The sequence below is a fragment of the Pedobacter steynii genome (genome assembly GCF_900103665.1).
Taxonomy (GTDB): domain Bacteria; phylum Bacteroidota; class Bacteroidia; order Sphingobacteriales; family Sphingobacteriaceae; genus Pedobacter; species Pedobacter steynii.
On the sequence record NZ_FNGY01000003.1, the window covers coordinates 163,484 to 177,417 of the forward strand.

The 13,934-nt window shown below is 42.5% G+C and carries 9 protein-coding genes; 4 read left to right on the top strand and 5 right to left on the bottom strand.

Annotated elements, in window-relative coordinates; genetic code table 11:
• Positions 1-584: 584 nt before the first annotated feature.
• Together BLQ87_RS08985 and BLQ87_RS08990 are read right to left on the bottom strand one after the other, a co-directional pair.
• Positions 585-1,430 (bottom strand): DUF4249 family protein, encoded by an 846-nt coding sequence (locus BLQ87_RS08985; RefSeq protein WP_074605829.1) that lies wholly within the window; start codon positions 1,428-1,430, stop codon positions 585-587.
• Positions 1,427-3,763, bottom strand: a complete 2,337-nt coding sequence (locus BLQ87_RS08990; protein ID WP_074605830.1) for a TonB-dependent receptor — start codon at positions 3,761-3,763, stop codon at positions 1,427-1,429. The genes BLQ87_RS08985 and BLQ87_RS08990 overlap by 4 nt, the downstream gene beginning before the upstream one ends.
• A gap of 261 nt (positions 3,764-4,024) precedes the next feature.
• Between BLQ87_RS08990 and BLQ87_RS08995 the strand changes: the two genes are divergently transcribed.
• From BLQ87_RS08995 to BLQ87_RS09005, 3 genes are read left to right on the top strand one after another with little or no spacing between them, the layout of a single operon-like run.
• Entirely contained in the window at positions 4,025-5,923 is a 1,899-nt protein-coding gene (locus BLQ87_RS08995) for a TonB-dependent receptor plug domain-containing protein (protein WP_074605831.1), read from the top strand.
• A 39-nt stretch (positions 5,924-5,962) separates the two neighbouring features.
• The gene (locus BLQ87_RS09000) at positions 5,963-6,760 is read left to right on the top strand and encodes a helix-turn-helix domain-containing protein (protein WP_074605832.1); all 798 of its coding nucleotides are present in this window, start codon (positions 5,963-5,965) and stop codon (positions 6,758-6,760) included.
• A 51-nt stretch (positions 6,761-6,811) separates the two neighbouring features.
• The gene (locus tag BLQ87_RS09005; protein ID WP_074605833.1) at positions 6,812-8,803 is read left to right on the top strand and encodes a M1 family aminopeptidase; all 1,992 of its coding nucleotides are present in this window, start codon (positions 6,812-6,814) and stop codon (positions 8,801-8,803) included.
• Here BLQ87_RS09005 and BLQ87_RS09010 read toward each other — a convergent pair.
• Entirely contained in the window at positions 8,772-10,118 is a 1,347-nt protein-coding gene (locus BLQ87_RS09010) for a MutS-related protein (RefSeq protein WP_074605834.1), read from the bottom strand. The two genes, BLQ87_RS09005 and BLQ87_RS09010, sit on opposite strands and share 32 nt — an antisense overlap.
• A gap of 168 nt (positions 10,119-10,286) precedes the next feature.
• On the opposite strand from BLQ87_RS09010, the gene BLQ87_RS09015 reads away from it, so the two are divergent.
• A complete protein-coding gene (locus tag BLQ87_RS09015) occupies positions 10,287-11,777 on the top strand; it encodes a tetratricopeptide repeat protein (protein ID WP_074605835.1) in 1,491 nt (496 codons plus the stop codon).
• 183 nt (positions 11,778-11,960) lie between these two features.
• Here the strand turns inward: BLQ87_RS09015 and BLQ87_RS09020 are convergent, their stop codons facing one another.
• Both BLQ87_RS09020 and BLQ87_RS09025 read right to left on the bottom strand, forming a co-directional pair.
• Positions 11,961-13,481 (bottom strand): sulfatase family protein, encoded by a 1,521-nt coding sequence (locus tag BLQ87_RS09020; protein WP_074605836.1) that lies wholly within the window; start codon positions 13,479-13,481, stop codon positions 11,961-11,963.
• Between the two features lie 59 nt (positions 13,482-13,540).
• Positions 13,541-13,918 carry a BACON domain-containing protein gene (locus BLQ87_RS09025; protein ID WP_074605837.1) on the bottom strand — a complete coding sequence of 126 codons (378 nt, stop codon included), beginning with the start codon at positions 13,916-13,918 and terminating at the stop codon, positions 13,541-13,543.
• Positions 13,919-13,934 lie beyond the last annotated feature (16 nt).

The window sequence follows — 13,934 nt, forward strand, 5'->3', positions numbered from 1 at the left end:
TTCAAGCGCATATTGCTTGACACCCAGCTGTAAGCCCTCAATACACGGTGCTTCGCTTTCAACCTTAGGCAAGTGATCGGATAATGCAGATGTGTACTTGTTTAAAAACTCGTTGATTGAGTCTCGGTCATATAGAATAGACTTTCTACTCGGTTCACTAAACCGAATCTTACCTTCGTCCCGATATGTTTGTAGAATTGTTTTAGACTTGATAATAAGGCAATACATAGCCTCAATATATGAAATCCATTTATCTTCTTGTGGGCTATTGTAATGGGGCTTAAGACGGGCTACGACTTCTTCGACCAAGGTTAATAACCGTGTCCAGGGCTTCATCCTTATGGAGGAAATTATTCATGTAGCCCATTGTGGTTTCAATATTGGAATGGCGAAATAATTTCTGTGCTGTCGTTATAGCGATTGTATGTCACTGACCTACTGGTACGAAATAGGTAAGACAATATACGGTTTTTTATGGTTTAATAAAAGTCGTCATGAATGTAAATCATTGTTTATTAGTGTTTTAATAGTCATATCGAACCGTATTAAACCAATCTAAAAAGACTCATAATCTTCCACCTTTTTTATTGGGCAATAACCCGATAAATCGTCGAAGCATAGCCGCACCATATCCCTACTCCAGGCCCTTTAATGTTTGTTTTCAAGGCCTTCGTACTTCCAACCAAAGGATTAGAGCCATTCAGGACCTCATCCTGTAGGCTGCTCCAGAATTCAAATCCACTTTGCGGTATCCCTGAAAATTTAACCATAACCGTGTCTCCCTTCATAAAATAAGGATCGTGTTTACTCGTCAGGTTATTATCCTGACCTCTATTGACCTGCAATTGCAATTCCTGTCCGTTAAAATACTGATCGTTCTGATTGGAGAGCAATGTTGGCGTAAACACTTTTGCCTTTTCTAACTTCGTATACATCCTGTAGTAATTTTTATCAGCTGCCGCATCCTTAAAGCGAACATTTAACTGAACATTATTTTTAGGCCTTGGAACAAACCAGATGCTATCTAAAGGCGTAACCTTGGGAATAGAAGTCTCCGCCTCAAGCGTATTGCCGGCATAGGTTACGGTTAACTTATAATTACCCCCTGTTACTCCTTTCAGCGAAGTTCCTCTGTATAAAAAGTAGGGAAAGTAACGTTTGTCGGTCATCCCGGTTAACACCTCCGTTTCGGTTCCGTCAGATACCGTTACTTTAGCGTAGCGAATCACCACCTCTGCCAGTTGTGCGGAGTCTATCGCCGTAAAAAAGGGTAGGTTATGGGTTACAATCACATAAGGATAATCATCCTTCTCAATCCAGCCCTCCACTACAAAACGGGGTTTATAAGGTGCCGGTTTATCTGGCTTTTTACAGGAATAAGCCATCAACAGCAGCAGTACAAAAAAAACACTTCTACAAAAATTCATCATCTGAAAACTACTTTATAATTAATGGCGGGAAGGACGGGAAGCAAGGCAATCGACTTCTCCTGAACAGATACCCTGCCAGAACTCAGGCTCCCACGGGCCATATAATAATTAAACATGGGGTTCTTTTTATTGTATACATTATAGACCGATAAGGAAAGCGAACTTTTATACTTCCCGGTATGAAATTGATAACCTGCAGAAAGGTCAAGCCTGTGGTAAAGGGGCATTCTGGAACTGTTATAGGCACCGTACTCATTCACTACATTTCCTGCAATCAGGTACCTGCTTACCGGCTTGGTATACGCATTTCCTGTCGCCAAGGTAAAAAGCGCTGATAAATTCCAGCGTGGAGATAATTTGTAATCAGACACCAGCGACAAATCATGCGTTCTATCGTATTTAAAAGGAAAAACCTGCCCCTCGTTAATTTCAGCGAATGTCCGTTCAGACCTGGAAAGGGTATAACTCAGGTATCCGGTAAACTTTCCTTTTTTCTTTTTCAGGAAAAATTCAGCACCGTAACTTTTACCCTTCCCCAGGTAAATATGATCTTCAATCCTCAGATTTTCAAATAGGTTCATGATGCCCCCGGAAAATTCAATCGCATTTTTCGAATCTCTGGCATACAAATCAATATAGCCCTCATAACCGGAATCAGCCCATTCTTTAAAAATACCGAGGCTGTATTGATTCCCTTTTTCAGGCGGAACCCCATTGATACTGGGCATCCAGAAATCACTTGGAAAGTTGGAGGCAGTAACCGGAATCAGGTGAATGGTCTGCACATTTCTGGAATAGGCAAACTTTAGTGCAGTCTGCTTATTCAAATGATACCTGGCTGTAAAAGAGGGCTCCAGGAAGAGCTCATCGCTCAGGGTTTTGCTCCTTGGGAAATGGGTAACCGAAGCATCTTCACTAGTGATGTTGTAGGGTCCTGTATGGCGGTAATACGTTAACCGCAGTCCGGCATAAATACTTAGCCGTTCCGAAAACTGATAGTCATCACTGAGAAACAAGGCCCCCTCATCAGCAAAATAAGTATTCGCGATTCCATAATCAAAATCCGTCAGCCCGTTTCTTGCAAAGGGGGTATTGGGTTTAAACTTATGCTGATTAAGGTCTATACCTGCTTTCAGCTGATGCTGGTCCAGGTAAACCTGTAAAGCCGAATGATAGCTGAAATCCCTGATTGCAGATTGAACCCCTGCTTTAAATCCCTCCTGCTGCATGCCGAAATTAAAACGGTATCCGCTATAACTTAAGGTATTGTCCAGCACGATCTTATCCGAAACGATCCGGTTCCAATTGAGGGATGCCGCATTATTTTGCCAATCCATTCCATTGTTAATCTGGAACCTGCGGATGTCAAAGCCAAAATCATCTGCTCCCATATAAAAAGTAGCAAACAATCGGTCTTTCGCTGTTAAAGCCAAAGCAGAGGAAAAGTTCAGGTCATAAAAATCATACCTCATTTGGTTGCTGGATTCATCTCTATTGCCCAAACGATTTACGATTGGCCATACAGAATGGTTCATAAATGTTTTCCGCATGGAGGTCGCAAAAGACCAGTTCTTTGTGATTGGAATCTTCAGGTTCAAACTTGCAGCCAGCACACTCAACTCTGCTTCCAGTCTCAGCGAATCTGCGACAGCCTGATTGCTCTTAATGTCAATTACAGCAGATAGCCGGCCTCCGTATTCCGATGGGATGCCTGATTTATAAAATTTCACCTGCTCCACGGCGTTGCTGTTAAACACAGAAAAAAATCCAAGCAGGTGCGAAGGGTTATAAACGACGGAATGGTTAAAAAGCACCAGATTTTGTCCGGAGTTACTGCCCCGGACAAACAGCCCTGCATTCCCTTCTCCCCCATTGCCAATTCCAGGCAGGGTCTTAATCGTTTTAATGAGGTCATGCACGCCTAAAAAAGCAGGTGTTTTCTCCAAATCGGCTGCCCTCAGCAGGTGATAATTATTCAGGTTACTTTGCAGGATCCCCTGATCACCGCTGATCTGAACTTCGTTTAAGAATTGAGTGTTCGTCTTTAAATAGAAAGTCCGGTGATGGTCCTTCCTGAGCGACAATGCGGTACTCAGTTCCGCATAAGCCATATGGCTGATCCGAAGCTCGGTTTTTCCTTTATCCAGTTGTATTTTAAAATAACCGTTTTGATCGGTCACCGTCTGCTGCTGACTTGATTTTAAAGAAACCCGCGCTCCTGAAATTGCTTTCCTGCCCGAATCGGCCAGCACCACTCCTTCTAAAAATACTTTCTGGGCCAACCCATTAAAACCAAGCAACAGGAGCAACAAAACGAGAAACGGTTTAGACATACACTTACAAAAAACGGGATTTGCGTTATGTTCGTAAAGAACGTCATTTTTTAGGCAAAGGCCCCATAAAGCGTAAAAAAATCAATAGATAAGATATAAATTTTACATACAATTATTTACCCTGCATCCTGCCTTTGCTTCAGCGAAACATGCAGCTTAAATTTCAGAGAGAATCCCCAAAAATCATTCATTAGAATCCCAAAAACGCAAAAGAATGATCGCATTTAAAGACCTATATTTGGCCCCCAAATATAAACAAGCATGCTTTTTAAAAATTCCGCATACCTGATCGGTTTATTGGGTTGTACCCTCAGCGTGAATGCGCAAACAGAAAATATCTCTAAACCTTTAAATGATACCACCAGGAAACTGAATGAAGTCATCGTCAAAGAAAACAGACTTCAACTGCCTTTTTCCAAACAAAACAGAAATGTATCCATCATCGACCGGGAGAAAATCAAAAGCCTGCCGGTCAGATCGGTCAGCGAACTGCTCAGTTATGTCTCCGGTGTAGATGTTCGTCAGCGTGGTCCCGGCGGATCACAGGCAGACATCAGTATGGATGGAGGAACGTTCGATCAAAGCCTGGTATTAATCAATGGCATTAAAGTTTCAGATCCGCAAACAGGACATAACATGATGAACCTGCCCATCACTATGGACGACATCGACCATATCGAAGTCCTCCGGGGATCGGCTTCCAGAATCTATGGCATCAATGCCCTCACCGGTGCCATCAATATTGTAACCCGGACGGTAAAAACAACCGGGCTTTCCGCAAACCTATTCTCGGGAAGCAGTTTTAAAAAGAAAGAAGGAAATGGCAGCACCTATGCCAACTACGGGATTCAGGCCAGCGGATCTCTGGCATTAACCAGCTCCTCCCATTTGTTCTCTGTAGCTCAGGAAGCGGGAAATGGTTACCGCTACAATACGGCCTTTAACAACCAGAAACTGTATTACCAGGGAAAAATAAATGTGGGATCTTCGGATTACCTCGACGTCATGGCAGGCTATGTCCATAATAATTTTGGAGCCAATGCCTTCTATGCGGCCCCCGGAGATAAAGAAGCCGAAGAAACGGTAAAGACCGCACTGGCCTCAGTTTCCTATACGACTAAAATCATGGACAACTGGACATTGGTTCCCCGGATCAGCTACCGCAATAATGTAGACGATTACCTTTACATCAAGCAAACGCCGGATAAGTTCCACAACCACCACATCGGCAATGTATTCGATGCAGAACTGAACAATACGGTTCAAACCGCCATCGGTACTTTTGGCTTCGGACTGGAAGCAAGAACCGAACGCATCAAAAGCACCAACCTCGGCAAAAGAGACCGGACCAATACCGGCATCTTTGGAGAATATAAATTTGAACCTGTAGCACGTTTGCTAATTAATGTGGGGATGTATACCAATTACAATTCCGACTATGGATGGCAGGCTTTCCCAGGCCTCGATGCAGGTTATAATTTCTATGGCAACTGGCGCTTATTTGCGAACCTCGGAACGGGACAACGTTTACCGACCTATACAGACCTTTATTATAAAGGACCCACCAATATTGGAAACGACCAGCTTCGTCCTGAAAAATCGAAATATGCAGAAGGAGGAATTAAGTTCAACAATGACCAGCTTTCCATGAATGCGAGTTATTTTGTCCGCCGGATCGATAATTTTATTGATTGGGTAAAAGCACAACAGAGCGATCCATGGCAGCCTCAAAATTTCAGTCAGGTCAATACCAATGGTTTTACATTAAGCGCAGATTATAAGCTGGCCAGTCTTTCTCAAAACGGGTGGTTAAACGGACTCAGACTAGGTGCTTCTTATACCAACCTCGATCCCAGCTTTAAAACTACGCTAAGCACCGCAAACTTTTCCAGATATGCATTGGAGAGCCTGAGAAATCAGCTGAGCGGAACAGCGAATGCGACCTTTTGTAAAGTCATTGACCTAACCCTTACTGCCCGTTACAACGAACGCATCAGCTATAAAAACTATACCGTTATGGATGCAAGAATAGCTTTTAAACAAGCGCATTACAGCATTTATGCAGATGGGGCCAACTTGTTCAATGTACAATACATTGAGGCCGGAGCGGTACCTATGCCCGGCTCCTGGTTTACCCTCGGACTAAAGGCTGGAATCTAGTCTTAAAAATGGCTATATTTGGTTAGAGATCTTCCGAATATGGCCATTTTATTATCTTCCGGAAACTATTTCGGCATTGAGAAGAAGTTTAACGAACATCCTTTGTTCAAATTAAACCTGACCCACTATGCCCCTGCGGAACATATCCATGAGCATTACCATGAAAATGCTTACCTCAGCCTGCTGATCAAAGGGAATTATGAAGAAGTTAACAAACGTAACGACGGGATCATGAACCCGGGAGAAGTCATCCTCCGTCCTTCCGGTTACCGTCATGCGAATAGCTTTGGAAAAACCGGTGGCAGCTGTATGAACATCGAGTTCAAAAAAGATGCCCTGGATGCTTATGGCCTCCGCGCTGTATTACCGGAGCTCGCCACCACTTACCAGGCAGGAGCGTTCAGCTATCTCTACAAATTGCTCTATTTTTTCAGCAACGATCTTGACCCTGAATTGTCAGAAGAATACATTTTCAACTGGCTGTCAGCACATCAGCATACGCCTGTCCCTTCCCGTCTGGTATGGCTTCCAAAGGTTAAAAAGATCCTGGAAACAGAACTGGAAACCCAACATACCATAGACAGCATTTCTGAAAGGGTCTTCGTGCACCCCATTTACCTGGCCAGGGCATTCCGGGAACGTGAAGGCCTCACGATAGGGGAATACAAACTTCAGATGCGCGTAAAAAAATCTATGGAACTGCTGTTCAGTACAAAGCTCAGCATTTCTGAAATTGCCTATACTACAGGATTTTCTGATGCAGCTCATTTCATTAAATCCTTCCGCCTCTATTACCCCGTTTCTCCTCATAAATTCCGTTCCGTATTAAAAGGTTAATCTGATACAATTTTCCTATAGCCGGCTTTGCTTCCTTTGTATAAAAAAACGATGAAGTACAAAACCATATATATAGGCTTAGCTTACCTTTTAAGCTTCAACAGCATCAGCTACGGACAAAAAAACCTGCAGTACCGGATGGAGGTAAAAGCAGATTTAACAAAAGGAAGTTTTGCAGTTAAAGGGACCATGTCTTTTCTGACCGAAGCTTATTCGGCAGATTCCCTGCAAATCGTCATTACAAAAGGAGATACTGAACCGGTGATCAGGTTATTGAATACCGATGTTAAGATCAGAAAAACAGATACCTCCAGAAATTCTTCCGGCGACATCGTTTATCAGCTCAGCTTTTCCAGAAACCTGGCCGCAGGCAGCCAGCTGAATTTTGATTTCCAATATGAACGCGGATCCCGACGCAGCTTCCAGTACTTCCTGGACAGCACTTTCTGTATGGCAGGCGGCTATGGTTCTGCCTGGTATCCACAGGTAAATTCCCTTGCAGAAGATGGCAGCAAAAAGTATACAAGAGGTACAGGAACCATCAGCGTTACCACTGCCTCCGGTCTTACCGCAGTGATGGCAGCCAGTACGTCAAAAGTGTTCACCAAAAACCCGGACAAAACGGTGGAGTTCAGCTATACCGAACCAGACATTTTCTCTTTATACATTGGAAATTACAACACTCATCCTTACAAAGGAATTGTCCCGTTTTATGCCTACACCCTTGCTGGCACCCCTTATAACGAGGAAGTACCGATCAAATCAGAACAGGTCCTCTCCTTCCTCAGCACACAATTCGGCCCGTTAAAAATTCCAAGCTTCAGCATTATTGAATTTCCGGAACATGTGTCCGAGCAGACCGGAATTGGTGGGGCGAGTTTATTGGGTGGCATCCTGATGCCCAGCTCTGCCATCAGGAGATTTAACTATGCCTTGTTCGGCCACGAGCTTGCCCATCAATGGTGGGGCAACCTCGTGATGGCAAAAGGAAACAAAGGGGAAGCCATCCTTTCGGAAGGAATGGCACAATATGGATCGCTGCAGGTGGTTCAGAAATTTGATCCGCAACATGCCATGGATTACCGTAAAAAGGGTTATCCAGGTTACATCAATGACCAGTCCGGCTTTGGCTACCTGAAAAATGCGGCTGCAGGAAATGACGAACCTTTAACCCGCCTAACGGGCAGTAATGATCACATCATTGCGGACAGTAAAGGTTTCCTCGTCCTGGAATTACTTTCGGAAACTGTAGGAAAGCAAAATTTCAACAAGGCAATGCATCAGATAACCTCCAGATACCAGTCGTCCGGCCTCCGCTGGGAAGATTTCACAAAAGAGATCAGTCTGGCCAACGGCACTAACCTCGATTGGTTCTTTAAACAATGGTTCGAGCAGACCGGTGTTCCGGAATGGAAAACCTCCTGGCAGCAGCAACAAAACGAAGTCCGGCTAAACATCACCCAACAAAACAACAGCTACCGCTTTCCGCTCAACCTGCTCATTACGTATGAAAGCGGAGAAAGCAGCCTTAAAAAAGTGGAGATCAGCCAACAAATCAGCCACCTTAAAATCCCGGTAAAGGGGGAAGTCAAATCCATCAAAACAGATCCTTATTTTCAGGTAATCCATTGGGAGGAGGAAATGAAACCCGAAGCAGTGGCGATGGCTAAAGTATCTGCAGTTCAAAAACTCAGGATAGAACAGAAATATGAAGCCGCCGAAAAATTAGCACTTTCATACATCGATACTTTATCAAAATCCGACAAATACGGGGTTGAGTTTTCTCTTCTTTATATTTTAGGGCGCATGAAAGGGACTCAAAAGAAAAATGCTGAAGCCCTGGAATATTATATGAGGGCCACCAGATGCGCTTCAAGAACTACAGATTACCTTGCCTATACTTATTACAGAATTGCACAGCTTGCAGCAGAAAAGAAAGACCAGGAGTTGTTCAGCTGGGCGGTTCAGAATGCATTAAAAGCAGACGAAATCAACAACAATAACGACCATATCAGGACAATGACAGACCGTTTGGTTTTTTAGATACCCGCCGGATGATCTCAACGATCCCCTCCTGCTCAATGATGTACATGCCCAAACGTTCCTGAGAAACGCCTTCTTTTAGCTGATAGGTAAATACCGGTTTGCCCTCTTTAAAAAAGGTATCCATATATTTAAAAGAGATGTTTTCAAACTTACGGAGTTCATCGGCCAGTTCAACGATATGCGTGGAAATAAAAAAGATAGAATTATGGACATGTGAAAGTTCTGAGACAATTAACAAAGAAGCATCAAAAGCATCTTTTACATTCGTTCCTCTAAAGAGTTCATCAAAAATGATAAACATACGCTCCTGCTCCAGGAGCGTTGAAACCGCTTCTTTTACCCTTTTCACCTCGCTGTAATAATGACTCAGGCCCTGATTGAGGTTGTCCGGTAAATTAATCGTGGTCAGCAATCCATTGAAAATCGTAGTTTCCATTTGTGCTGCAGGGACAGGAAAGCCAAGGTGTGACAAATAGATACTGAGTCCCAGTGATTTCAATAAAGAAGATTTCCCGGCCATATTTGATCCGGTCAGAAAAGTGATATTTTCTCCTTTTTCCAAAACAAGGTCATTCTTTACCGCGCGGTCAATCGACGGATGAAACAAGCCTTTTAAGCTGACCTTTACTTCATTAGCGCCGGAATAAACAGGAAAACTCAAACCTTTTTCGCGCGCTGTACCGGAGATGGTTTCAAAAGCATCCAATTCATAAACGAGTGACAATAGTTCCTTAATTTCCGGTTTCAGTTTCCCACGACAAGCATAATCCAGTCTGTTGAGCTGATAAAACCGCAACTTCTTTCTATTCCATCCCCTGGCCACCTTTAGCTTGTCGACCTCAAGAAGCTGTCCGATCCTTTGTCCTATTGCTTTCAGGTGTTCCGGAGCATCCTCAGCTACCAGGGTTTCTACAAAACCGGAAAGATATTTTAATAAGCGGATCAAATGCAGCAGTCCGCTGCTGATGGTATAATAATCACTGCCCGACCGCTTTTGAATAAAATACACCAGGGCATCCAGGAGATTGTTTCTGGAACGGGCCTTATTAAACTTCAGGTAATGTTCGATCAGGTCCAGTTGCTCGGCTTTAACTTCCAAAACAATCTTTTTATCATAGAAATACTGTATTGCCTCCTTCCGGCGATTCAAAAAATCAATATCGGAAGAGGGTTTCCCCATCATATCCCGGATCATTTCTTTCCCCCCAATCGTCTTTGTCCACCTGAACAACTGAACGACAGGATCTGAATCCGAAGAACTGGTAAATATATTCAAGTCCCTGTAGGATTGAACATCCATATTAAAATTCATAATTCCTTCCGTCAAAACCTGTTGAAGATAATCAAAACATTGAAACTATTTCCACACAAGACATTTTGCCTCTATTATTTGCAACTGATGATTTATTATACCTGATTGCAAATTTTATTTGATATTTTGAATATGGTTTTAAATTACGCTACTCTTAAATAAATCGAAATGACAACACGTACACTAAAGACACTCATTTCATTGTTATTCTCCTTGTTCTTTTCCTTAAACCTATTTGCTGACGAAGGCTTATCAGAGAAAGTAAAAAAGCTGCCACATCTCCCTGAAGCAGCAGCACAGGAATTGTTATATCAGCTCACCCAATCCTATATCCTCAAAGCAACCGATACAACCCATATTTCATCAGATAAAAAAACACTCCTGACTGCCCTGGCAGCAAGTAATATCTCCGATAAAAAAGCATTTGCTTATGAAATAGAAGGTGTAGCTGCAAAAAAACTAGGAAATTTGGATTTAGCAAAGCATTTTATTCTTCTTGCATTGAAAAAAACAAGTGAAGGAAAGCCACAGTTGCCGAGGCTATTGAGAATGCTTGCTTTCATTGAGACCGACCTCGAAAATTACATGGGAGCAATGGAAACTTACCTCATGGTTGGAAAGATCTTTAGAAAAAATCACGATACTACCCTTCTGGTCTTCAATTACAACAATATTGCAGACCTGTACATCAAAAACAATCTCTACGATGAGGCCATAAACGCCCTGAATGAGGCAACAGCACTTTCCCTTAAACAGACCAAAACCTTTATTCCCAAAACCATTTATCAGAATAAAGCCATCACTTATTTCTATCTGCAAAACCTGGATTCCCTGCAATTTTATACCCAAAAAGTACTCAAAGGAGAAAAGGGATCTCCGCAGTACGCGATTATGAAACAACGGTTCAGGTGTATGGAACTCCTGCTTAAAAAAGACCCCACAGCCATAGATTCGATAAAACTGGTCCTGAAAAACTTCGGGAACGAAGACCACTATTTAACCATCATCTACCTTGCCCGTGCCTACTTATTGTTCGACAAAACCTCAGAGGCTAAAGAACTAACCTTCAAACTTCTTGCTTCTCCGAACCTGAAAGATCCCGGATATACCAGAAGCATACTCTACGAGTTATTAGGCGATGCCTATCAGCAAGAAAAGAATTTCAAGTTGTCCTCCAGTTATTACGAGAAAGGACTGCGTCAGTCCTTCCTAAATTCTAAAAACATCATGAAAACAGGTAGCATCCTCACTTTTTTAAAATATGATGAGATTAAAAACAAGTATGTGATCGCCGAGGAGAATCTGAAAGCCAGAAAAAATCAGTTCATTTTATCGGGGATCATTGCGGCGATGATTATCATTACACTCGTCCTCCTCTATCGGTCAGTCAGAATGAAAAAGAAATACAACGAACTCATGTATAGTGAATTAAATAGAGAAATCTCATTTATAAACTCTCATGAAGTCAGAAGATATCTGAGTAATATCAAGGGCATCATCATGGTAATTCGAATGAGCAAAAATAAAAAGAAAACTTATACAGAACTGGAAGAGGCACTTTTTGATTCTGCGGAGAACCTGGACAATTCCATCAAAAACATCGCCATTAAACTCCATGACCATACCGAAAGTACCTACCAGCACACCCGAGAACATTAGCTTGTTCTTTTCCGTTCTTCATCATTTCCGAAATTACGGTCCTTTACATTCAGGTGATGGTTTCCAAAGTTGATTTCTTTACAATAAAGAAACCGGTTCGATTTTAATACAAAGACGTACGGCTTTTTACAAATTCGCGCACAAGGAAGCACCATCACCTGATCATAAACAAATTAAGAAATGCTAGTCAGTAGAAGCTAAAATATCCTTAGCATCCTGATCTTCATAATTTGCAATCTGCTCATTCAATTGCTTTTTCATTTGAGCTGTAATCTTTTCATAACCAGGCACTCCATATAGGTTATTCAATTCGCCAGGATCTTTCTGCAAATCAAAAAGCTCCCAGCTATTCACGCGTTTATAGAAGCGGATCAATTTATATCTGCTGGTCCTGATACCAAAGTGTGGCGATACAGCATGTTCCCCATTTTCGTAATAATGATAAAACATCACTTTTCTTCCGTTTTTGTTTTTATCCTTTAATTGAGGAAGCATTGATTTTCCTTGTACATCTTTGGGAATGGAAATCCCGGCAGCGTCCAACATCGTTGGGGCAATATCGAGATTCATCACGAAATCTTTTGAGACAGTGCCGGGCTTAATCACTCCGGGATATCGCATTACCATCGGTGTACGGAAAGATTCTTCATACATAAATCTTTTATCAAACCAGCCATGTTCTCCCAGGTAAAAGCCCTGATCAGACATATAAATTACGATGGTATTTTTAGTCAGTCCATGTTGATCCAGATAATCCAGGGTTCTGCCAACATTCCGGTCCAAAGAAGCTGCGGTAGATAGATAATCACGCATATAATGCTGATATTTCCATTCAGTCAATGCATTACCTGTCAGGTTCCTGGCCCTTAAATCAGCTGCTATAGGCTGATAATAAGCATCAAATTTCGCTCTTTGAGCAGGATTCATACGTTTCACCGAACCTTCTCTGTCAGCCTCTTCTTCAAATCTGAACATCTTTAAATCATAGCCCATCAACATGGTTTTGGCGATACTCATATCCTGAACCTTCGCGGCCTCACGGGTTTTATAGTTGTCATAGAAATTAGGAGGCAAAGGAAAAGTAACCTTATCAAACATGCCCATATCGGCAGTATCAGGCAACCAAACGCGGTGGGTGGCCTTATGACCAATCACCAGACAAAAAGGTTTCGACTGATCGCGTTTGTTCAACCATTCTTCCGCTACATCTTCCACCACATTAGTTACATAACCCTCGTATCTTTTTTTACTGCCATCCTGCATCAGAAAATCCGGGTTATAATATTGGCCCTGATCCGGAAGAACCTGCCAATGGTCAAATCCCTGTGGAGTGGTTTCCAAATGCCATTTACCAATCCAGGCCGTTTGATAACCGCCATTTCTCAATTGCTTTACAAATGAATCCTGACTACCATCAAATTTGGAGTGTTCATTGTCTTTAAAACCATTTTTATGGCTGTATTTACCGGTTAAAATTACGGCCCTGCTAGGCCCGCAAATGGAGTTTGTTACGTATCCCTTATCAAAACGGACCCCTTCCCGCGCAATCCTGTCTATTGCCGGAGTCTTCATAAACTGACTACCATAAGCGCCTATGGCTTGAAAAGCATGGTCGTCTGAAACAATAATGATGATGTTGGGCTTCTGCTGTGCATAGCCCAACTGAGCACAAAGCAATAAGAAGAATACAGAAAGTTTTTTCATTTCGTGGTGTTAAATGTTAAAGTTTAATTTCAGGCGGTCTAACCCACCGCCTGAAAGGTTTATTTATCCTGATTGATGTTAAAGGTAACTGCCGGAAGATTAAAAGTAGGGTTTACCTTCAAAGAAACCAGCCTCGCTGCGCCACTTGTATTGGCCTTTATGGTAACCGGAAGCTTAAAATCACCGGAACCGTACATTCTCGTAATCGTTAGCAAATCCGCCTGGGCGGTGCTGATCCACCAGCCATCGGTACCGGCGCTGATCAGAATATTCAGTTTTCCACCGATAGCAGGAACTGTAGCTACTCCGCCTTCCAGCGTGGCAGAAAAAGAACTAAGTTCAGGTTTTGGAGCAATATTTTCCTTTTTACAAGAGAGCGTCAGGCCAATGACCATGACAAACAGCAGTAGTTTTAGTTTATGATTTATTGTCTTCATTCTTCTAGAGTTAAAT